Annotated in this window: 22 protein-coding genes and 1 tRNA gene; 8 read left to right on the forward strand and 15 right to left on the reverse strand. The window is 68.7% G+C overall.

Annotation, left to right across the window (positions count from 1 at the left end):
* Window positions 1-20: 20 nt before the first annotated feature.
* Window positions 21-1,109 (forward strand): ribonuclease D, encoded by a 1,089-nt coding sequence (gene rnd / locus I8J32_RS15270; protein WP_200615994.1) that lies wholly within the window; start codon window positions 21-23, stop codon window positions 1,107-1,109.
* A gap of 481 nt (window positions 1,110-1,590) precedes the next feature.
* Here rnd and I8J32_RS15275 read toward each other — a convergent pair whose 3' ends face one another.
* The 5 genes from I8J32_RS15275 to I8J32_RS15295 form a co-directional block, all read right to left on the reverse strand.
* Window positions 1,591-2,673 (reverse strand): matrixin family metalloprotease, encoded by a 1,083-nt coding sequence (locus I8J32_RS15275; protein WP_207526659.1) that lies wholly within the window; start codon window positions 2,671-2,673, stop codon window positions 1,591-1,593.
* Between the two features lie 452 nt (window positions 2,674-3,125).
* Window positions 3,126-3,566: a thioredoxin TrxC gene (trxC, locus tag I8J32_RS15280; RefSeq protein WP_200615997.1), complete on the reverse strand. Its 441-nt coding sequence runs from the start codon at window positions 3,564-3,566 to the stop codon at window positions 3,126-3,128.
* A gap of 205 nt (window positions 3,567-3,771) precedes the next feature.
* Entirely contained in the window at window positions 3,772-4,200 is a 429-nt protein-coding gene (locus tag I8J32_RS15285) for a nuclear transport factor 2 family protein (RefSeq protein WP_200616043.1), read from the reverse strand.
* A gap of 244 nt (window positions 4,201-4,444) precedes the next feature.
* Window positions 4,445-5,197 (reverse strand): SIMPL domain-containing protein, encoded by a 753-nt coding sequence (locus I8J32_RS15290; protein WP_200615999.1) that lies wholly within the window; start codon window positions 5,195-5,197, stop codon window positions 4,445-4,447.
* A gap of 308 nt (window positions 5,198-5,505) precedes the next feature.
* Window positions 5,506-6,003 carry a M48 metallopeptidase family protein gene (locus I8J32_RS15295; protein ID WP_200616001.1) on the reverse strand — a complete coding sequence of 166 codons (498 nt, stop codon included), beginning with the start codon at window positions 6,001-6,003 and terminating at the stop codon, window positions 5,506-5,508.
* A 75-nt stretch (window positions 6,004-6,078) separates the two neighbouring features.
* On the opposite strand from I8J32_RS15295, the gene I8J32_RS15300 reads away from it, so the two are divergent.
* Window positions 6,079-6,630 (forward strand): DUF2058 domain-containing protein, encoded by a 552-nt coding sequence (locus I8J32_RS15300; protein ID WP_200616003.1) that lies wholly within the window; start codon window positions 6,079-6,081, stop codon window positions 6,628-6,630.
* A 245-nt stretch (window positions 6,631-6,875) separates the two neighbouring features.
* Here I8J32_RS15300 and I8J32_RS15305 read toward each other — a convergent pair whose 3' ends face one another.
* The 5 genes from I8J32_RS15305 to I8J32_RS15325 form a co-directional block, all read right to left on the reverse strand.
* Entirely contained in the window at window positions 6,876-7,667 is a 792-nt protein-coding gene (locus I8J32_RS15305; protein ID WP_207526660.1) for a sensor histidine kinase, read from the reverse strand.
* The gene (locus tag I8J32_RS15310) at window positions 7,618-7,992 is read right to left on the reverse strand and encodes an RsbRD N-terminal domain-containing protein (protein WP_207526661.1); all 375 of its coding nucleotides are present in this window, start codon (window positions 7,990-7,992) and stop codon (window positions 7,618-7,620) included. The genes I8J32_RS15305 and I8J32_RS15310 overlap by 50 nt, the downstream gene beginning before the upstream one ends.
* Window positions 7,993-8,095: 103 nt before the next feature.
* Window positions 8,096-9,577, reverse strand: coding sequence for a M15 family metallopeptidase (locus tag I8J32_RS15315; protein ID WP_200616008.1), 1,482 nt, complete (start codon window positions 9,575-9,577; stop codon window positions 8,096-8,098).
* Between the two features lie 362 nt (window positions 9,578-9,939).
* Window positions 9,940-10,437 (reverse strand): hypothetical protein, encoded by a 498-nt coding sequence (locus I8J32_RS15320; RefSeq protein WP_200616010.1) that lies wholly within the window; start codon window positions 10,435-10,437, stop codon window positions 9,940-9,942.
* A 301-nt stretch (window positions 10,438-10,738) separates the two neighbouring features.
* Window positions 10,739-10,945, reverse strand: coding sequence for a hypothetical protein (locus I8J32_RS15325; protein ID WP_200616013.1), 207 nt, complete (start codon window positions 10,943-10,945; stop codon window positions 10,739-10,741).
* A 387-nt stretch (window positions 10,946-11,332) separates the two neighbouring features.
* On the opposite strand from I8J32_RS15325, the gene I8J32_RS15330 reads away from it, so the two are divergent.
* A complete protein-coding gene (locus tag I8J32_RS15330) occupies window positions 11,333-11,779 on the forward strand; it encodes a fasciclin domain-containing protein (RefSeq protein ID WP_200616014.1) in 447 nt (148 codons plus the stop codon).
* 142 nt (window positions 11,780-11,921) lie between these two features.
* Here the strand turns inward: I8J32_RS15330 and I8J32_RS15335 are convergent, their stop codons facing one another.
* The 3 genes from I8J32_RS15335 to I8J32_RS15345 form a co-directional block, all read right to left on the reverse strand.
* Window positions 11,922-12,680, reverse strand: coding sequence for a sensor histidine kinase (locus I8J32_RS15335; RefSeq protein WP_207526662.1), 759 nt, complete (start codon window positions 12,678-12,680; stop codon window positions 11,922-11,924).
* Entirely contained in the window at window positions 12,655-13,095 is a 441-nt protein-coding gene (locus I8J32_RS15340) for a hypothetical protein (protein ID WP_207526663.1), read from the reverse strand. The genes I8J32_RS15335 and I8J32_RS15340 overlap by 26 nt, the downstream gene beginning before the upstream one ends.
* Window positions 13,096-13,326: 231 nt before the next feature.
* Entirely contained in the window at window positions 13,327-13,977 is a 651-nt protein-coding gene (locus I8J32_RS15345; RefSeq protein WP_207526664.1) for a sensor histidine kinase, read from the reverse strand.
* Here I8J32_RS15345 and I8J32_RS15350 point away from each other — a divergent pair.
* Together I8J32_RS15350 and I8J32_RS15355 are read left to right on the forward strand one after the other, a co-directional pair.
* Window positions 13,976-14,617, forward strand: coding sequence for a hypothetical protein (locus tag I8J32_RS15350; RefSeq protein WP_207526665.1), 642 nt, complete (start codon window positions 13,976-13,978; stop codon window positions 14,615-14,617). The genes I8J32_RS15345 and I8J32_RS15350 overlap by 2 nt on opposite strands.
* A gap of 422 nt (window positions 14,618-15,039) precedes the next feature.
* Window positions 15,040-16,809 (forward strand): serine hydrolase, encoded by a 1,770-nt coding sequence (locus I8J32_RS15355; protein ID WP_200616019.1) that lies wholly within the window; start codon window positions 15,040-15,042, stop codon window positions 16,807-16,809.
* Window positions 16,810-16,951: 142 nt separating this feature from the next.
* Here the strand turns inward: I8J32_RS15355 and I8J32_RS15360 are convergent.
* Together I8J32_RS15360 and I8J32_RS15365 are read right to left on the reverse strand one after the other, a co-directional pair.
* Window positions 16,952-17,027, reverse strand: a tRNA-Ala gene (locus I8J32_RS15360).
* Window positions 17,028-17,146: 119 nt separating this feature from the next.
* Entirely contained in the window at window positions 17,147-17,323 is a 177-nt protein-coding gene (locus I8J32_RS15365; RefSeq protein ID WP_200616020.1) for a hypothetical protein, read from the reverse strand.
* 235 nt (window positions 17,324-17,558) lie between these two features.
* Between I8J32_RS15365 and I8J32_RS15370 the strand changes: the two genes are divergently transcribed.
* From I8J32_RS15370 to I8J32_RS15375, 3 genes are all read left to right on the forward strand, one after another.
* The gene (locus I8J32_RS15370) at window positions 17,559-17,882 is read left to right on the forward strand and encodes a hypothetical protein (RefSeq protein WP_200616021.1); all 324 of its coding nucleotides are present in this window, start codon (window positions 17,559-17,561) and stop codon (window positions 17,880-17,882) included.
* Window positions 17,883-18,226: 344 nt separating this feature from the next.
* The gene (locus I8J32_RS17895; RefSeq protein WP_284691289.1) at window positions 18,227-18,361 is read left to right on the forward strand and encodes a hypothetical protein; all 135 of its coding nucleotides are present in this window, start codon (window positions 18,227-18,229) and stop codon (window positions 18,359-18,361) included.
* Window positions 18,362-18,700: 339 nt separating this feature from the next.
* Entirely contained in the window at window positions 18,701-19,171 is a 471-nt protein-coding gene (locus I8J32_RS15375) for a hypothetical protein (RefSeq protein ID WP_207526666.1), read from the forward strand.
* Window positions 19,172-19,744 lie beyond the last annotated feature (573 nt).

A 19,744-nucleotide genomic window follows, 5' to 3' on the forward strand; every position in this document is an offset into this window, starting at 1 on the left:
ACACGGAACGACTCCTCCGCATGTACGTCTGGATCGCCGACCCCGCCGCGCTGACCGCGCATTTCCTCGCGAAGCCCGCGCGCATCGGCCTGGACACCGAGTTCATCCGCGAACGCACCTACTGGCCGCAACTGGCCCTGGTGCAGATCGCCGTCGGCGACACCGTGCTGATCGTCGACCCGCTCGTGCCGGGCATGTGCGAGGCGCTGGCCCCCATCCTCGCCGACCCGGGCATCCTCAAGATCATGCACAGCGCGAGCGAGGACCTGGTGGCGTTCCGCCATGCCTGCGGCGTGGTGCCCGCGCCGCTGTACGACACCCAGCAGGCCGCCGCGCTCGCCGGCATCGGCGCCGGCCTGGGTTACCAGAAGCTGGTCGAACAGCTCACCGGCGTGGCGCTGGCCAAGGGCGAGACCCGCTCGGACTGGCTGCGCCGGCCGCTGTCGCCCGCCCAGCTGGAATACGCCGCCGACGACGTGCGCCACCTGGCCCAGATGCACGAGACCCTGGACGGCATGCTCGGCCAGCTCGATCGCCGGGCGTGGCTCACCGAGGACGCGCAGCGCACCGTCGCCAACGCCCAGGCCGAAGCCCCCGAACGCTGGCCGCACATGTCGCTGCGCAGCGCGCAGTTCCTCGACGCTCCCGCGCAGCGCCGCCTGGTCCGCGTGCTGCGCTGGCGCGACACCTACGCGCGCGAGAACGACCGCCCGCGCGGCTGGATCCTCGACAACGAACTCGCCGTCTCCATCGCCCGCACGCCGCCGGCCGACCTCGCTGCGCTGCAGGCCGCCTTCGACGCCCAGCCCAAGGCCCCGCGCAAGCTCGCCGGCACGGTGTGGAACGTGCTCAACACCCCGCTGGAAGACGAGGCCGACACGCCCGACGCCGGCGCCGGCGAAACCCGCGACAAGAACCGCCTGCGCAAGCTGCAGGACGCGGTCAGCCAGCGCAGCACCGAACTGGGCCTGCCCGACGGCGTCCTCGCCTCGCGCCGCTGGCTGCAGGCCCTGCTCGACGACGGCACCTGGCCCGGCGCCCTCGCCGGCTGGCGCCGCACCGCACTCGAACCGGTCCTGGCCCCGCTGCTGGAAGCGCCCGAGCGCTGAGATTCAGCCCCTTCCCCCGCTCCCGGCTCAGCCCCTTCCCCCGCTCCGCGGGGGAAGGTTGGGATGGGGGCCAACGATCGCCGCGCGTCAGCTCCTTCCCCCGCTCCGCGGGGGAAGGTTGGGATGGGGGCCACCGATCGCCGCGCACCAGCTCCTTCCCCCGCTCCGCGGGGGAAGGCTGGGATGGGGGCCAACGATCGCCGCGTCCCTGATAGCCCCTTCCCCCGCTCCGCGGGGGAAGGTTGGGATGGGGGCCGCCGATCGCCGCGCACCAGCTCCTTCCCCCGCTCCGCGGGGGAAGGCTGGGATGGGGGCCAACGATCGCCGCGTCCCTGATAGCCCCTTCCCCCGCTCCGCGGGGGGTGAGAGGACGCGCTTGCGGACCACCGGTCCGCGCGTCATCGAACGCCAGCAGGCTGTGCCTGCTGGCCGGGACGGTTGGAATGGGGGCCGCCGATCGCCGCGCCCCCACCACGCGCATTCAATTCCGCTTCTTCACCCCCACCGAATAACTCCCCGTCGACGCGGCCTGCTTGTGCCGCACCGTCAGCCAGTACTCGCCCGCCTGCAGCTTGCGCACGATGCGCGCATTGCGGCCGCGGCCACGATCATCGTCCCAGGCCAGCACCGCGCCGCGGTCATTGGGCCCGTGCAGCGTCAGCACCGTATCGGTCGGCCCTTCGGTGGTCATGATGAACGTGGCCGCCTGCGGCACGCTGAAGTGGTAGGCATCCACCTCGCCCGCGCTCGCCAGGTCCGCCGTGACGCGCGGCCCGCCCACGGTGAGTTCCGTCATCGCCGGCGCGTTCTTCGGATACTGCCGGCGCATGAAATCGGCGTCGGTCGGCGAGAACGTCGTATTCCAGCCGATGGCGAACGAGCCCACGGTCAGCGCATCGGGCACCGCGTACTGCATGATCGAGGTCGGGTCGAACGTGGTGTGGTTCGTGCTGTCCTCGTCGTACACCTGGAAGATGTTGAAGTCGACGTCGTCCTCGTCCCAGCCCTGCTGCGCGTAGTAGGCGTACACCTTCGGCCGGTCCCACGGAATCTTCCCCAGCGCGGCCGGGTTCTGGTGTTCGTGGATCATGCCCAGCGCATGGCCGAACTCATGGCGGACCACGCGTTCGTACTCGCGTTGCGAGGTGTCCGGCTCCAGCCAGCCGTAGTTCATCGTCGCCTCGCTGGACCCCACCGTCAGCGCGTCGGTGCCGACCGTCGACCAGGAGAAGCCCTTCTCCTCGAAGCTGATGCGGATCTCCGCGCGCCCGGTGTCGACGAACTCCAGGGTGAGGTTGGCCAGGCTCTCCCACTCCTTGGCGATGTCGCGCACCTTCGCCTGCACCTCCGGCAGGCCATCGAGGAAGCGCACGCGGATGGTGCGGCTGTTCTCCCACAGCTTGAGCTTCTCCACCGCCGCGCTGGCGCGCAGGCCGCCGACGCGGATCGGGGTGACGCGCACGTTGTCGACGCGCTCGAGCGAGGCGGCTTCGTCGCTCGCGGCCTCGTCGCCCTTCCTCAGTTCGGACACGTAGGGCGAGCAGATCTTGCAGGTGTGTGCCATGACCATCTCCATTGTCGGCGTAGCAACCCTCAAGCGCGACCGAGCGGCCGCGGCGTTTCGAAAGCAGGAGTGACCGGGCTCGCGCGACCGGCATCGCGCGCCCGACAGCAGCGCGCGCGTCGTGCGGTCGAGGCGCCGGGCGCGAAAGCACGCACGCTCTCGGAGCCCGGCGCGGCGAGGCGCGGACCGCATCGGGTCCAAAGAAGTCGACGGGGGTGTACAGCTGCCATCCCTAGCGTCCTCGGTGGCCATGGCCACGGGTCACGAGCCTGCGCAGGCCGGACAGCACCGCATCCGGCAGGGCTCTGCTGAAGTCAACGCAGGCCTCGCGCGCGGCCGGTCAGCCGTTCGTCAGTGGTGGAGACGTGCGCGGGTTGCCGCCGAGGCTTCCGGCAGCACTCCAGGCGTTCGGCTTGACGAACCGAGCGCGCAGACAACGCCCCGGCCGCGCCCTACCCCAGATGCCCCCGTACCCAGGCCACGATCTGCGCGCTGCCCATCGCACCCGACTGCCGGGCCAGCTCCCGCCCACCGCTGAAGAGCACCAGCGTGGGGATGCTGCGGATGTTGAACCGCCCGCCCAGCGCGGGCTCGGCTTCGGTATCCACCTTGGCCAGGCGCACCTGCGGTTCCAGCATCCGCGCCGCGGCCTCGAACTGCGGCGCCATCGACAGGCAGGGCCCGCACCACGGCGCCCAGAAATCCACCACCACCGGCAGCTGGCCCTGCACCGCGTGCCGCTCGAAACTTGCCGCCGACAACGCGATCGGCTGCCCGGTGAACAAGGCCCGGTGACACTTCCCGCAGCCGGGCGCCTGGCCCAGCCGTTCGCGAGGCAAACGGTTCATGGCCCCGCAATGCGGGCAGGGCAACAGGATCGCGGCGTCGTTCATGAGGTCCCCTCCGGGCAATGGCAGCCGCCACCCGTGGGACGTACCCGCCCGGGCCTGCGCGGCAGACCCGGGCAGTGAATCAGGACGCGGGTGGAAGCGGCGTTGTCGAGGCGGCCACTACCGGGCCTACGTCGAGACCGATCCTGCGCCACATCCGCGACGCCGTGCCGGCGTGCCCGCGTGCATCCCGCAGACGCGGGCCGACTCAGCGCGGCTTCGGGTACCACAGCGCGTTGACGATGATCCAGCGGTCGCCGAACCTGCCCACGTGGAAGAAGTCCACGAACCACGGGGTTTCCGCGCGGACCACCGCGGCATTGCCGGCGACGTCCAGCACGCGGCACGAGCGATCCCACTGTTCCTTCGGCGTCTTCAAGGCCCCCTGCCGCGTGAGCTCGACCAACTCCTCCTTGCCCATGCGACGCAGACCCAGGCGTTCGTCGGGGGTATCGCCCAGCACGGCCCGCTTGGCCAGGTCGGGGTGCAGCGCGCGTGCGACCCGCGCGGCGTCGCCCTCCAGTTGCCCGTCCAGATAGTCGAAACAGGTCGCTTCGATCGCCGTGCGGGTGGCCGGTTCGATCGCCGCGGGCGATGCGGCGGTCGTGGCGGCGACGGCGGCGAACACCAGGCTCATTACGGACACGGTGACTCCTTGCAGTCGGATTGTGGAACGGCCGCCAGCCTAACGTCTCCCGACCCCGGCCGGGCAGGCGGACGCTGGCGCTTTCCCTCTCCAGGCGGACGATCGACGTAACTGGTGGTGTTCACTGCGCAGGCCGACACGGCTGCCCGAACGACGCACCGGCACCGGCGCCGGCACCGGTACCGCGAATGACCGTTCCGATGGGAACCATCATCCGCCGCCGGCGTGCGTGGGGCTACTTGCCGAGTTCATACACCACATCGAGGCTGAGACCGAGGACATTCTCGCCGGGCGCGATCGGCGCGCTCGCATTGCCGGCCGCCGCCTGCTCCATCATCACGGCGCGCGCGTACACCGGACCAGGCGCATTCCGCCCCCCGGTTTCATCGACGCTGATGACGCGGCGGACGCGCAGCCCCAGCCGCTTCGCATAGCCCTCGGCGCGGGCGCGGGCCTTGTCCAGCGCCTTGCCGCGCGCTTCGTCCAACACCGCGTCCTTGTCCTCGATGTCGAACGTGGGCCCGTTGATCTGGTTGGCGCCGGTCGCCACGAGCGCGTCCAAGATGCCGCCCAGGCGGCCGATGTCCCGCACCGTCACGTTGACCGTGTTGGACGCGTAATAGCCCTTGATGCGCGGCGGCCGGTTCGCCAGGTACTGGTAATCCGGGTTGAGACTGACCCCGCTGGTCTGCACATCCTTGGCCGCGATGCCCGCGGCGCGGATGGCGGCCACGACGCGGGTCATCTGCTCCGCGTTGCGGCGGATCGCGCCATTCGCATCCGGGGCCAGCGTGAGCACGCCGGTCGACAGCGTCGCGATATCGGGCGCGCGCCGGGCCTCGGCGGCGGCCGACACCGTCACCAGGGTGACGCGGCGGGACTCACTCTCGGCGGCGTCCTGGCGGCTGCAGGCGGTGTTGGCGAGGAGGGCAAGGCCCAGCAGGGATGCCGCTGCGGTACGGGAGAGAAGCTGGACTCGGGTGGCCATGGGGATTCCGTGGAAGGCGGTAGACGTCTTCAACGGCGCAGGCCCAGGCACGGGGTTACGCGGCGGGCGGCGGGCGCCCGCCGTTCACGGACGCGCGTGCTGTGCGAACCGCGGCCGAAGCCGGCTGGGACATGGGGCGGGTCTCGACCCGCCGCCGTCCGATCCGGGTGAGGTGATGCTTGCCCCGCGGCTGTGGCATGGCGATGGCGGGTCGAGACCCGCCCTATGCGTGACGTGGGTCGAAAAGGTTCGCGAAAGGCTCAGGCCATAGGGCGGGTCTCGACCCGCCGCCTACCGTCAGCGCGCGCTCAGCGCGCCCGCATCTCCAGTTCGGTCAGGTACAGCCGCGTATCGAACTCCAGCTGGTGGTAATCCGGCTCGATGTGCGCGCACAGCCGGTAGAAGTCCTTGTTGTGCTCGGCTTCCTTCAGGTGCGCCAGCTCGTGCACCACGATCATCTTCAGGAACCCGGCGGGCGCATCGCGGAACACGGTGGCGATGCGGATCTCGCGGCTGGCCTTGAGCCGGTCGCCCTGCACCCGGGAGATGCTGGTGTGGGTGCCCAGCGCGTGCTTCATCACCTGCAGCTTGCCGTCGTAGAGCACCTTGCCCAGCGGCACCGACTTGCGCAGGTGCCGGTCCTTGAGCGCCTGGACGTAGTCGTACAGCTGGGCGTCGTTGCGCACGGCGTGCAGCTGGCCGTAGCGCTCGTTCAGCATCGCGCCCAGCCGACCCTCCTCGATCAGCGCATGCACCCGCGCCAGCACGTGGGGCGGGTATCCGGCGAGGTATTTCAGCGGTTGCATGGGCAGCGGGGGACGGGAGGCCGGCGGAGGACGGGAGGTATGATGGGCCCGAATTCCCCCATACGAAACCGCGACATGGCCAAGGCGAACCCGCTCCAGGAACAGCTGCTCAAGGCCGGCCTGGTCAAGAAGTCCAAGGTGGCCGAGGTGGCGCGCGAGCAGGTCAAGGCGCGGCACGGCAAGGGCGCGCCGGAACTTACCGAAATCCAGCGCGAGGCCGAACGCGCCCGGGCCGAGAAGGCCGAACGCGACCGCGCGCTGGCCGCCGAGCAGAAGGCCAAAGTGCGCGCGAACGAACTGCGCGCCCAGGCGCGGCAGATCATCCAGGACAAGAAGGTGCCGCGCGCAGGCGAGAGCGAATACCGCTTTACCGCCGACGGCGCCATCCGCACGGTGCTGGTCAACGACGAGCTGCGCCGGCAACTGTCCTCCGGCGCGCTGGTGATCGCGCGCCTGGGCGACCGCTACGAGCTGCTGCCGCGCGTGGCCGGCGACAAGGTCCGCGAACGCGACGCCAGCATGATCGTGCTCGACCACGGCCAGCAGGACGCCGCGCCCACCGCCGGCACGTCCGAGGACGACGCCTACTACGCGCAGTTCCAGGTGCCCGACGACCTGGTCTGGTAGTCGCGCCCGCTATAGCCCCTTCCCCCGCTTCGCGGGGGGTGAGAGGACGCGCTTGCGGACCACTGGTCCGCGCGTCATCGAACGCCAGCAGGCTGTGCCTGCTGGCCGGGACGGTTGGGATGGGGGCCGCAGATCGCCGCGCTCCAGACCCCGCGTAGTAGCCCGGGGCTTTCAACAGCGAAGCTGGTAAAGCGCCAGCGCACTCGGGGCTCTTCGACCATCGCCGACATCAACTCGCGGCGCCATCAGCTCCGCGGCAGATGCAGCCGGAAGCTCGTCTTGCCCTTGTTCGACTCGGCGCTGATCGTGCCCGCATGCGCCTGGGCGATCTGGCTCACGATGAACAGGCCCAGGCCTAGGCTGGCCTGCTCCAGTTCCCCGCCGGAGACGCCGCCGCGCCGCAGCGGCTCGAACATCAGGTCCAGGGTCTCGCGGGGGATGGCCTCGCCGGGGTTGTCCACGACGATTTCTGCGCTGCCGCCTTCCTCGCGCAGTTCGACCAGGATCTCGCCGCCGCGCGTCCCGTACTTGAAGGCGTTGATCACCAGGTTGGCGAGCGCTTCGCGGATGCGGGCGGCGTCGAACATGCCGCGCACCGCCGCAGGCGACTGGAAACGGATGCGAAGGTCGGGCATCGAGGTCTGCAGCAGGTCGATTTCCTCCCGGCACGCCTGCACCAGGTCGATGTCGCGCCGCTTGACCTCGAAGCCCATGCCCATCTGCGCGCGGTTGTACACCAGCAGCTTGTCCAGCAGCTCGCGCATGCGCTCGCCGCTGCGGATGAGCCGCTGCGCGGCGGCGGCGATCGGCGCATCGACCGCCATTTGGGCGATGGTTTCGGAAGTCATCACGATCGCGCTGAGCGGGCTGCGCAGGTCGTGGCCCAGCACGCCCAGGAAGATGTTGCGCCAGCGTTCCACTTCCACCGCGTAATGGCTGACCGACTCGGCGATGGCCTCGTCGATCGCCTCGTTGAACCGGGTGACGTCATCGGCCGAGGCAACATGGCCCGGCGCATCCGCCCACAGCCGCAGCACCGACGCGCGCAGGGCGCGGTATTCGGAGACCAGGGTGCGAGATGCTGTAACCGCTGTGGGCGCGATGCAGGGCGTGCGTGCCTGCCGCCGAGCGGGTGCTGCCGACCGCCGACACCGCGCGGCCGTGCGACTTCTCGATTTCCTCGGCACGCGTCTGCGGCCTGCGCAAATCCGCCACGATCGCCTCGACGATGTCGGGCAGGTGGTCGCGCAGGGCGACGTCGTCCAGCGGCGTGCCGACCTCCACCGACCGGGCGAAGGTGATCGCGTCATCGATGATCGTTTCGGCGTGTCCTTCGATGAAGTCCGCCAGCCCGCTGCCCATGTGCGTCCATCCGGTTCGCCGGGAAATCCCTCGAGCATCCTAGGCCATTCCCCCTGGCCCGGCCGGCGGGCATCGGCCAGGGCCCGGCTGACTGGCGCCCACCTCAGGCCGGAAACACCCGCTCGCCCCGCTCGTAGGCATCGCGGAAGCGCGACATGCCGTGCGTGCCGCCGTTGACGCACTTGCGGGCCTTCTCCAGGTTCCGTTCGGCCAGCGCCGCGCGCGCGCGGCCTTCGCAGTTCTTGAGGAACTGGCCGAGGATGCGCCCCGCCAGTGCACTGTCGTTGGCGCGCTCCGGGTCGTCGAGCAGGTTCACGCCCAGCTGGCCGCCGACGCGCCGGTAGTTGTCGCGGCCGGTCAGCTGGACGAAGCCGCGGCCCTTGAAGCGCGCGCCATCCCCCGGCTGGGTGTTGCCCAGGATGCGGGCGACGTTGGTGCCCGGGTCGTACAGGTCGAAGGGATGCGTGCGCGTGTTGAAGCCGCTGCGACCTTCGGAGATCGGGCGGAAGCCCTCGGTCTCGGCGCGGATGGTGGCCAGCGCCATCAGCACCATGTCGCGATCGCCCAGGCCCGCCGCGCGCAGGCCGGCGAGCACGGACGGCAGGTGGGTGGTGATGTTCGACTTGCCGGTGTTGGGGAACATGCGCGACACCAGCGCGGGGGTGACATCGCCGGTGATGTCCGCGCGGCCGCCGACGATCACCACGCCCACGCCGCCGCCCGCATCGGGCTGCACCGGCGTCGGCGCCTGGTCGAGCGGGCGCAGGAACGACAGGCTCATGAAGCCGTCGGCCAGGCCGTCGCCGATGAAGTCGACCTGCGCCCAGCCGTTCTCGCGACGCAGCACGTTCACCTGCGTGCCCGCCGGCACGACGCGCTTGATGTCGCTGTCGGCCGACGGTCCGCTGCGCAGGCGCAGGCCGTCGCGGGCGATCACCACGTGCGGGTCGAACACCGCCGGCGCGACCGGCACGGTGACCGGTTCGACCACCGGCAACGGTTCGCCGCCGGTGGCCCGCAGCGCAAGCAGGTAGGCCTCCAGGCCGGGCACGGTCGCCGGATCCAGCCCCGCCGCCAGTTCCTGCGGCGAGACGTCCAGCTCGAAATGCATGCAGTCCTTGACCGAATTCCAGCTGCCGCCCCACTCGAAGATCGGCCGGCCCTCGCGGGTGCGGATGTTGCGCACGTCGGCGATCATCGCCTCGGTCATGTCGGTGTCGGCGTGGTGCGCCTTGACGTCCAGCGCCCGCTCGTCCTGCGTGTCCTTGTCGGAGAAGCGCACCGCGCGCGTGCCCTCGTGGTCGCGGTATGGATTGGTCGTCCAGTTCACGTCCAGCGCGATGCCGTAGGCATGCAGGCTCTTGCCCGAGCCGCCGGTGATCTTGCGGCAGTTGTAGCTGTCGGTGTCCTTGGGGCGGATCTCGTAGCCGTGGTGGTGCATCACCGCGGCCAGCGCCTCGAAGGCTTCCGCCGCCGGCGGCACCACCCGGATCTTGTCCGGCCCGAAGGGGATGAGCATCATCGAGTCCTCGTCGCACTCGAACTCTTTCCAGGCGCTACGCAGTTGGGGCGTGGTCTTCGACATGGCACGGCTTCCTTTTCGGCGATCGAAGCGGTGGCCGGCGAAACCGGGGTGGACACAGTGCGGCGGCCCTATCTGGGAAGAACGCCGGGGTCGAAGGATTGCGGCCGGTTCGCGTTGAAATGGCCGACGAACGGGCGCGCGGGCGGGCGCAACTTCCGCCCAGTGCTGGGGGCGGCCGTCGTGATCAGGCGCATGTGGTGGCCGGACGCAGCGAGTCAGGCCCGTCGCGCACGCCCGCGCCCTGGAGGCAAGGGCTGCGTCAGAAACAGGAAAGGGCCGCATCTGCGGCCCTTCCGGCTGGCGGGTAGCGCGGCGGCGATCGCACTGCTGCCGACGCTCGCCCTGCGTGCAACACAGCCACGTCATCCCGACGCGGAGTGCTCTCCGATCACGGGGACGACGGCCGGTTCGCCTTCCAGCGTGTCCGCGTCCGTGTCCGCGACGTCCCCGGCGCGCAGCGTCAGGCCGGTGTCCTGCCCCGGCTGGTCGGAGTAATCCCCGGGCTTGCGCAACTCGCCTCGTCCGAGGGGGTGAAAGGCATTTCCATGGAGTGTGCTCATGAGCTTGGGCCTGAAAAGTGGCGGCAGGGGTGAAGCCGCCTGGGTGAAGGGTGGCGTCAGCGTGCCGTAATGAAGTTGTCCGGCTTCCAGCAGGACCAGCCCCAGGACTTCGGGCACGCAGGCGAAGGGCTGCGATTCCCACTCGGACCAGATGCGCGACCAGATGTCCGACGGCATGAGGTGGGAGTGGATGGTGCCTTCGAAAGTCAGCGGTCCGTATTCGGCGGCGGCCTGCGACGGTTCGACGCGGACCGGCACGACCACCCACGACGCGAGGCTGGAGTAAAGCGAGACAAGCATGGGAATGAACCTCGGCAGCGGAGTGAGCTGCACGGAGGCCCGCAAGAGCACGACGAAAAGCGGACATCGCCGAGTGCAGGTTCCAGTATTCGCGCGCCTGCATCAGCGCAGGATGAAAGGTCCGCGTACATCAAGCGGGCGCGATGCGTCGGCATGGTGTATCAGCGCGGTCTGTCAGCGCGGTCTGTCAGCGCGAATCGTCTGCAACGCCGACTCGTGCGCAGGCAGCGCCGGCCACTCCGCTGCGGGCGGAGAGCGGACTGAGCGCCTGGAAATACCCGGCGGGCCGGGCTGTCGCTGCCTACTGGACGCAGAGCAGCGTTACTTTCTCGACGGGTTCCGCACCCAGCGTATGACGGGGCCTCAGGCCTTCGGCGACCTCGCCACGCGGTGGATCCGCAGGCCAGCCTTCATTCTCGGCCGACTCGATCGCCGAGACAGGTTGATCGTTGTGCCACCCGCCGATGACGCCCAGGCGGACCGTGCGATGGAGCTTGATGGGATTCATGGCGTCCCCTGGCCGTATACCGGGAGCTCCCGCGAAAGGGTTGCATCGCAGCCCTGGAAGCTCCCAGCCAAGCTAGCACCGATCTCCGCCTGCCCCGCCCCTCCCGGACCGGCGGTCGCACCGCCCCCCTGTGCGGCATCCACGGCAATCCACAACACCGCGTGACGACGTGCGCGTTCCGCGCGCCGTGGATAACACGCAACTAACAAGTCAAAGCGCACTCTGCCCCGGCACTACGACGCACAGTCGTAACGGCCACTCAGCCGCGCTGTACTTCCCCCCTTTCCTCTCCGCACTGAGCCCCGCGTTCCTGCCACCGGCAGGGCCACGGCTTCGGCCGCTCTCGATTTCGCAATCTGCGGATCGCATCAAAAGGCATCAAATTCCATGGACACCGTCACCCGCACCCCGAGCCCGACCAAGACCATCCTCGACAACGCCGCCGCCAACGGGTCGTTCAAGACCTTCGGCAAGGCGATCGAACGCGCTGGCATGGGCGAGACCCTGCGCGGCGCAGGCCCGTTCACCATCTTCGCCCCGACCGATGCCGCTTTCGACAAGCTGCCGGCCGGCCGCCTGGACAACCTGCTCAAGCCCGAGAACAAGGAAGAACTCGTTGCGCTGCTGAACTACCACGTGGTCAGCGGAAACACGACGGTCGCCGCCGTCGGCAAGTGGGATACCGCCAAGACCATGAACGGTCAGTCGGCACCGATCAAGCTCAACGGTGACAAGGTCAGCATCGGCGACGCGAAGGTCACCTTGGCCGACATCGCCTCCAGCAACGGCGTCATCCACGGCATCGACACGGTCAACATCCCGACCAAGCAGTAACGGTCAGCGGTAACAGTCGCTGCGGCGCAAGCAGCGAAGCGGCGGGGCGAAAGCCCCGCCGTTTTTTTGTGCGGCGGTCGATCGCGACGTGTTGCGACTAATGCGACGCACTGCTCGACCGCATCACCCGCCCTGCGTCGCGCTACGCGACGATCGCCTCCAGCTCGCCTTCCTCCGGCTCCGTGCCCGGCAGCCAGTGGCGCGGCAGGTCCAGGCTGAAGACGCAGCCCAAGCCAGGCAGGTTGCGCACACCCAGCGTGCCCAGGTTGGCCTCGGCGCAGCGGCGGGCGATCGTCAGGCCCAGGCCGAGACCGCTGGTGTCCTCGCCCGCCTGCGTGAAGGGCGTGAAGAATCGCTCCGCGTCACCTGGAGGCAGGCCGCCGCAGCGATCCTCGACGTCGATCAGGATCCGGTCGGCCGCGGCATACGCGTTGAGGGAGATCTCGCTGTGCGGGTGCGAGAACTTGAAGGCGTTCTGCAGCAGGTTGCCCACCGCGGACAGCAACAGGTCGCGGTCCGCATCGACCGCCAGCGAGGGATCCACGTTCGATACCGCCAGCGTGCATTCCCGCACCCCGGCCTCGAGCGAGGCGGAAAGCTTGACCTCGGCGATGAAGTCCGCCAGCGAGAACAGCCGATGCTGCACCGGCATGCCGGCGGACGTACGGACTTCAGCCAGGGACCGGTCGATCAGGTTGGCCAGGCCCACCAGGGCCCGGTCCAGCACGCCGCCCGTGGCGCCGTTGACGCCGACGTCGCCCAGCTTGATGACGGACAGCGCGAGCGTCGCCGTCGAGAGCAGGTTGCGCAGTTCGTGCGCGAAGAAGCCCAGCCTGCGGTTCAAATCGGCCGCATGCACGCCCGCCATGGCGAAGTCATGCTGGTAGCCGAACTCCGTCACGGCATTGGCGATGGCATTGTCCAGGCATCGGTTGAGCGTGCGGAACTCGCTGGCCTCGATCTGAACGCCGCGCTCGAACGCCAGGTCCGTGATCGCCTTGGCACACGTCGCCGTAATCGTGGACGACCTCTTCGATCGTGTAGCCCCGCTGCAGCAGTTCACGGCCATGCTGGGAGGCCGATTCGCCGATCTCCGACAGCGCCGGCTTGCCTCCGCCCGCCGCGCCGGAAACCTTGCGGCTTTCCGACGGGTGCGAGGTCTGTTCCATCCGCAGGGTGCGGATCAACTGCTCCAGGAACACCGTGACCCCGTGTTCGAGTTCTTCCTCGCCCACGCCGGCGGCCCGTCGCGCCACCTTGGCCCTGCAGCGTGCGATCAGTTCTTCCTGGTTGTTGGTAAGGAACTCGTGCAACATCCCCTCACCATACGCCGATTCAGCTGGATAGCGCCTCCTCCGGCCGGAGTCGCGGCGAGCCGTACAGGCGCCGCGTGGGCGAGCAAGCGCGTTCACGCCGCGAAGATCCACCGACCGCCATGCGCGAACCATGCATTCGTCGCCTGCCAGCCAAGTGAATGCGTGTATTCGCGCACGGCTGGTTGATTTCGGCGACGCGATCGAGCGGCTGCGTTCTCGCGCCTCGGCAGCTCAGGTCGCCCGCATCAACCGCGCGGCAGGCGCAGCTGAAAGGTCGTCCTGCCCCCCTGACGATTCCGCGCGGATGGTCCCCTGGTGGGCCTGCGCGATCTGGCTGACGATGAACAGTCCCAAGCCCAGGCTGGCCTGCTCCAGGTCGCCGCTGGATACGCCGCCGCGCCGGAGCGGTTCGAACATCAGCTCGAGCGTTTCCGGGGCGATCGGGTCGCCCTCGTTGGTAACGTCCAGCGCGACGCCGCCGTCGTCGTTGCGCAGCACGACGCGGATCTCGCCGCCGCGCTGGCCGTATTTGTGCGCGTTCACCACCAGGTTGGCCAGGGCCTGGCGGATGCTCACGGCATCGAACTGCCCGCGCACCGATTCGGGGGAGTGGAACTGGATGCGCGCTTCGGGCGTCGAGGCGCGCAGCAGTTCGATCTCTTCGCGGCACGCGGTGACGAGGTCGACGTCCTCCTTCTGGATCTCGAAACCCAGCCCCATCTGCGCCCGGTTGTACACCAGCAGCTTGTCCAGCAGCTCGCGCATGCGCTGGCCACTGCGGATGAGCCGCTGCGCGGCGGTCGCCGTCGTGGCCTCGCCCGTGGTGCGCGCGATCAGCTCGGAGGTCAGGACGATGGCGCCCCAGGGGATTGCGCAGGTCATGGCTGAGCACGCCCAGGAAGATGTTGCGCCAGCGGTCCATCTCCTCCGCGTAGTACGCCACCGACTCGGCGACCGCTTCGTCGATCGCTTCGTTGAACCGGGTCACCTCATCGGGCACGGCCGGCGCCTTGTCGGGCGCGGAGGCCCACAGGCGCAACACCGATGCGCGCAGGGCGCGGTATTCCGACACCAGGTGGGAGACGCTGTAACCGCTGTGGGCGCGATGCAGCGCGTGCGTGCCCGCGGCCGACCTTGTCCGGCCCTCCTTCGCGCGGCTCTCCGACCTGTCGGCTTCCCCGGTTCGGCCCTGGGACCTGTCGGCCTTCTGCGCACCGCCCAGGGATTTGTCGCCATCCTCCCCACCGCCCCCGGAAAAATCGTCGCCCTCCTCCGCGCGGCCCTCGGACTTCTCGACTTCCTCCGCGCGGGTCTGCGTCGTGCGCATGTCCGCCACGATCGTCTTGATGATCTCGGGCAGGTGATCGCGCAGCGTCACCTCGTCCAGCGGCGCCCCGACATCCACGGTCCTGGCGAACGTGATGGCGTGCTCGACGATGGTTTCAATCTCACGCTCGATGAAGTCCGCCAGCCCGCTTTGCATGCCGTTCATCCGGTTCGGGGAATCCCCGCCCAATCCTAGGCGATCGCCCGGGTAGGGCTTGCGAAGACGGCATCGCTGCGCTGACATCCCGCCCGGCGCACCTGCCGTGCAGCCGGTGATCCGGGATGGGTCGGACGCGTTCACGCAGGCTCAAACTGGCGCTGGCACTCCCCGAGCTACTGCGCCGACGCGCGAGGCGACGGCGAGCCATGTGCGAAGGTCATGTTCAGTCGCGCCAGGCTTCAAAGACATTTTTTCACTCGGCCTGGAGGGTGTGGGCCGCAGTCCTCGACTGGTCCCTGAGGAGCCCCCAGATCCGGGCGGTTGACTTGCTGGTCAAACTGACGTCCTCTCACACGACCACGCATCATTACGCAAGAGGGAAGATGAGCTTCGTACGGCAGCACCGCCACGAGTCGCGTAAGGCTCTCGTCCCCAGCCTTCTCTGTTGTTCAATCGCGGTGCTTGCGACCAGTGCGGCTGTCGCCTGCCCGGCCCCACCGGCGCGTGCCGGCGGCGCCGTCAATGCGCATACCCGCTTCGTCGAGCAGAACCTGTTTCCCGCCGTGATGGAGGCTGGCGCCAAGCCGCTGAGCCTGTCCAATCGCATGCAGGCGTACGGCGTCCCGGGCGTCAGCGTGGCCGTGATCCACAAGGGCAAGGTGGATTGGGCGCGAGGCTGGGGTGTTCGTGACGCGACCCGATGCAAGCCGGTGACCGCGGACACGGCCTTCCAGGCGGCTTCGATCAGCAAGGTCGTGACGGCGGTCCTCGCCCTGCGGATGGTCGAGCAGGGCAGGATCGGTCTCGATCGCGATATCAATGCCTACCTGCGTTCATGGCAGCTGCCGGACGCTGGCACCACGTCGGCCGCACCCGTCACTCTGCGTCGATTGCTCAGCCATACCGCCGGCCTCAATGTCCACGGATTTCCCGGTTATCAGGCCGGCGCAGCCGTCCCGACTGCCGTCCAGGTGTTGAACGGGCAGCCTCCCGCGAACACCGAGGCTGTCCGGGTGATTTCCCCGCCCGATCCCGAATGGCGCTATTCCGGCGGTGGGTACGTCATCGCACAGGTCGCGCTGGAAGATGTCGCGCGGACGCCGTTCGCGCGCCTGGCCGAAAACGAAATTTTCCGGCGCGTCGACATGCCACACAGCGCCTTCTCCCAGCCGCCGTCCCCTGCCATTGCCGCGAACGCTGCCAGTGGGCACATCGATGGCAAGGTCGTCGCCAACGGCTATCACGTCTACCCGGAACTCGGCCCGGCCGGTCTGTGGACCACAGCGGAGGACCTCGCCCACATGCTGCTGGACCTGCAGGCCGCGGCCGATGCGCGGCCCGCGCGCCTGCTCTCGCCTGCCATGGCGAAGGCCATGTTGACGCCGGTAAAGGGCCAGTGGGGCCTTGGCCCCGCGCTGTCCGGAACGGGCGCCGGCCGGCGCTTTGGTCACGACGGCGTCAATGAGGGCTTCCAGTCGACGATGGTGGCCTATGTCGAAAAGGGCGAAGGGGTGGTTGTCCTGACGAATGGTGCGGGCAAGCGCCTGGCCGACGAGATCGTTCGCGCCGTCGCCACCGACTATGGCTGGACCGAACTGGCCAGCAAGCCAACGATCGAAGCGCATCTGCCCACGGCGGCACTCGCGGCGCTCGCGGGAAGATACGAGGGTGGGGGCCTTTCCGTTTACCTGGACCTGCGCGACTCCCGCCTGTATGCCAATACCGGAGGCCCAGAGCCGGAGCGCCTGATCGCGCTCTCCGCGGATCGTTTCAGGACATCTGCGAGCGGGATAGTAGTGGAGTTCGACAGAGCGCCCGACGGAAGCCCACTCGGCTTCAGGATCGTCGAAGGCGGACCTCCCATTAGCCTGGCGAGGAGCGCGGCGCCCACGTCGGACCCGCTGGCGCAGCCTCTCTTCATTCGTGGCTCGATGAACGACTGGGGTACGTCGGCGCCGCTCATCAAGACGGCGGACGGCCAGCTGATGGCGGACCTTTCCCTCGGCGCCGGCGAGCATCAGCTGAAGATTGGATCGGGTGACTGGCAGACGGCCGATTTCGGCCTCGTGGGCGCCACTGCGGTGCAGGAGCCCTTCGGTGTCCTGCCTCTGGTTCCACGCGGTGGAAACATCCGCTTGCAGCTTGCCGCGCCAGGCACGATCCGATTTCAGCTGAAGCAGGCTCCCACCGGATTGGTCCTCGAGATCCGCCGGTTGGAAGGAGACTGACCGGCACAGCGTCCGCGTGGGGGCGGGAGCGGCCGACATTGGCCACGGCGAACGCCTGCCGCCCCGTACGCAATCCCGCCCGCCCGGCACGCCGCACCCGCCAAAAAGAAAAGGGCCTGCTTGCGCAGGCCCTTCGGATACGTGGTGGAGCGGAGGGGGATCGAACCCCTGACCTTCGCGATGCGAACGCGACGCTCTCCCAGCTGAGCTACCGCCCCACGTAGGGGCGCAAGTTTAACGGGGTTGGCCGGGGGATGCCAGCCGGGCCGCGGCACCTCCCCCGCCCCAGCCCAGCGCTCCGGGAGGCCGTCTTCCGCGCGAAGGCCGGAAGCGAGGTTCAAACGCAGTTGGCCATCCAGGGATATTGGGCTGGCTCCGCCAGGTCCTGGTCGGCGCAGGTCAGCGTCGTGGCTTCGCCGCCCGCCATCGGGAGCAGGTGGAGCTTCGCACCGCTGTTGTCGCGAGGGGACAGGAAAGCCAGCGTGCTTCCGTCCGCTGCCATGAAGGCCAGCATGCGTCGAAGTCGACGCTGGAAGCAGCGCTGTGCACGAGTGCAATCACCTCGCAGGCAAGCATTCGCATGGAGCGTTCCCACGTGTTTTCTCCACGCAGCATTCAGCTTCCGTCGTTGCTGCCATGGAACGACACGAAGTGAATGGGGCTATGGCGCTACCTCACCGCAGTGTCATTGCCGCCCGCGTAGCGTCAGCGAACCGGCGACCTGTCGGAACATATTTGGAGAAACAGAAATGGGTAACAACCAGAATCAGCAAGGCGCCGGCAGCCAGACCGAACGTAAGGAAGGCGGCAACCAGATGCAGGACCAGAAGGGCGGAAGCCAGGCTGTCAATGCTGCTGGTCAGACCGACAAGCAGGAAGGCCGCAGCGCCGCCGGACAGAATGAAAAGCAGGACAGCCGCAGCGGCGGCCAGAACGAAAAGCAGGAAGGCCGCAGCGCTGGACAGACGGACAAGCAGTCCGCCAGCAGCGATGCCAAGACCGAGCAGAAGCCGGCCCGTAGTGGCCAGAGCGATCGCCAGGACACCCGCGGCGGGCAGAACGCCCAAGCGTAATTTTGTCGGGCTGCAAGGCCTTTGACTCCCTGGGAAGGGAGGGCTCATGCCCTCCCTTTTTTGTTGTGGCCGCCGCGCGGCTGGGCGGGCTGATATGTGGCACGCCAGCCCGCGTGCTGTCGGAACCGTGGTGGGAACCTCACGCCGGGCTGCGCGACCCAGGGCGCGAAAATTGCATCCGTTGCAGCGCAAGCCGCTGGTCGCCTACCCCGCCGGCGATGCCGCGCCGCTGGACGCCGCGCGTAAAATGCGACCACGGGTACGAGGTCGCGCCATGAACATGCCGCAGGGAACGGATCCCGGGCTGATCAACCTGTTCGCCGCACTGGCCCAGGCACCGGCTCATGCTCGCGCCGTGGGAAGAAGTCGAACCCGACCTTGAACAGGGCTGGACGGAACTGGCGAACGGCTCCCCGCCCTGGGACCGGGTGGCCGAACTGATCCGGCAGGCCGCGACATCGAAGACCCGTGAGGGCTGACAACCGGTGCGACGACCGGGCGCCCGCGCACATGCGGCAGGTCCGGAGCGGCGGCGATCATCGCCCGCCCGGAATCGACGGCGCGGCGCCGCTACGCCGACTCGGCGTATTTCCTGCCGCCCACCCCGTCCGGGTCGGCCCGCTTTCTCCGTATCCCTCTTTCAACGCAGATCGTGGCGGTGCCCCGCGCACCGACCCAGACCCACCCGCGGTCTGCGTTGCTTCGCTGTTTGCCGACGCATTTCGGTAGATGAGCAGTTACGCCGCACGGACCGCGGCGAAGCATGGACATCCGGCCAAACCCGGACTTGCAGATGGACAACCACGGAAGACACGCAGATGCAGAATTTGATTTCAATCACCCTGACCGACCAGGACCTGGCCGACTTCGACGAGGCCCTCGCCACCCTGCGCCGGCTGATGGCGCCAATGGTGTCGCTCCAGGCCGCCGACCGCCGGGAACTGAGCAAGATGGGCCCCAAGTCAGAGGCCTTCTGCAGCCAGACCCTCGCGGTCCTGGCCAACAACCCCGGCATGGTCCCGCCCAACCTCGGCTTCCCCGAGGCGCAGGCGGACTACAAGACCCTGCAACAGCTCCGCCCCCGCTTCGCCCTCCTCCGCCAGCTGGCCGAAAAGTCCGACGACAGCGAACTGGCCCTGGGCAGCGACCTCATGGCCTGCTGCCTGGAGGGCTACCGCCTGATGTCCGGCGCCGGCCAGGCCGAGTCCCTGAAGGCCGCCCGCCGCGCGCTGTCGCAGCGCTTCGCCCGAAGGGCGGGCGCCGGGGAGCCGGAGGTGCCGCAGTCCTAGTCGTGGTTCCGTCTGATCGCCTTTCACTCCTGATCGTCTTTCAGTCCTGATCGTCGTTCAGTCCTGATCGTCATTTCAGCCCTGATCGTCATTTCAGCCCTGATCGTCATCCCCGCGAACGCGGGGATCCAGTGACTTTGCAGTCCCAGTGAGCCCGGCGGATCGGCCAAGCGCCTGATCCGCCGGGCTTTTTTATTGCGCCGAGCTCGGAGCTCGGCCCGTGGGGATAAGTGCTCGGCCCGTGGGGATAAGTGCTCGGCGGGTGGGGATAAGTGCTCGGCGGGCCGAGCGAAAAGCTCGGGGCGCCGAGTAAATTGCTCGGGCTGCCGAGCGAATTGCTCGGGGGGCGGAGCTTTTTGCTCGGGAGGCCGAGCGAAAGGCTCGGGGTGCCGAGCTCAGAAGGCGGGGGGCCGAGCGATTTGCTCGGGGCGCGGGAAGTTTTGCTCGGGGCGCCGAGTAAAAAGGGCGGCGGTCGGGAATTTGAGCTCGGGGGGCCGAGCACTTATCCCCAACAGTGCAGAAGTTATCCCCACGGGCGAATCCGCAGCCCAAGTTGCACGCCGATCAGACTGA

The organism is Lysobacter solisilvae (assembly GCF_016613535.2).
Lineage (GTDB): Bacteria > Pseudomonadota > Gammaproteobacteria > Xanthomonadales > Xanthomonadaceae > Agrilutibacter > Agrilutibacter solisilvae.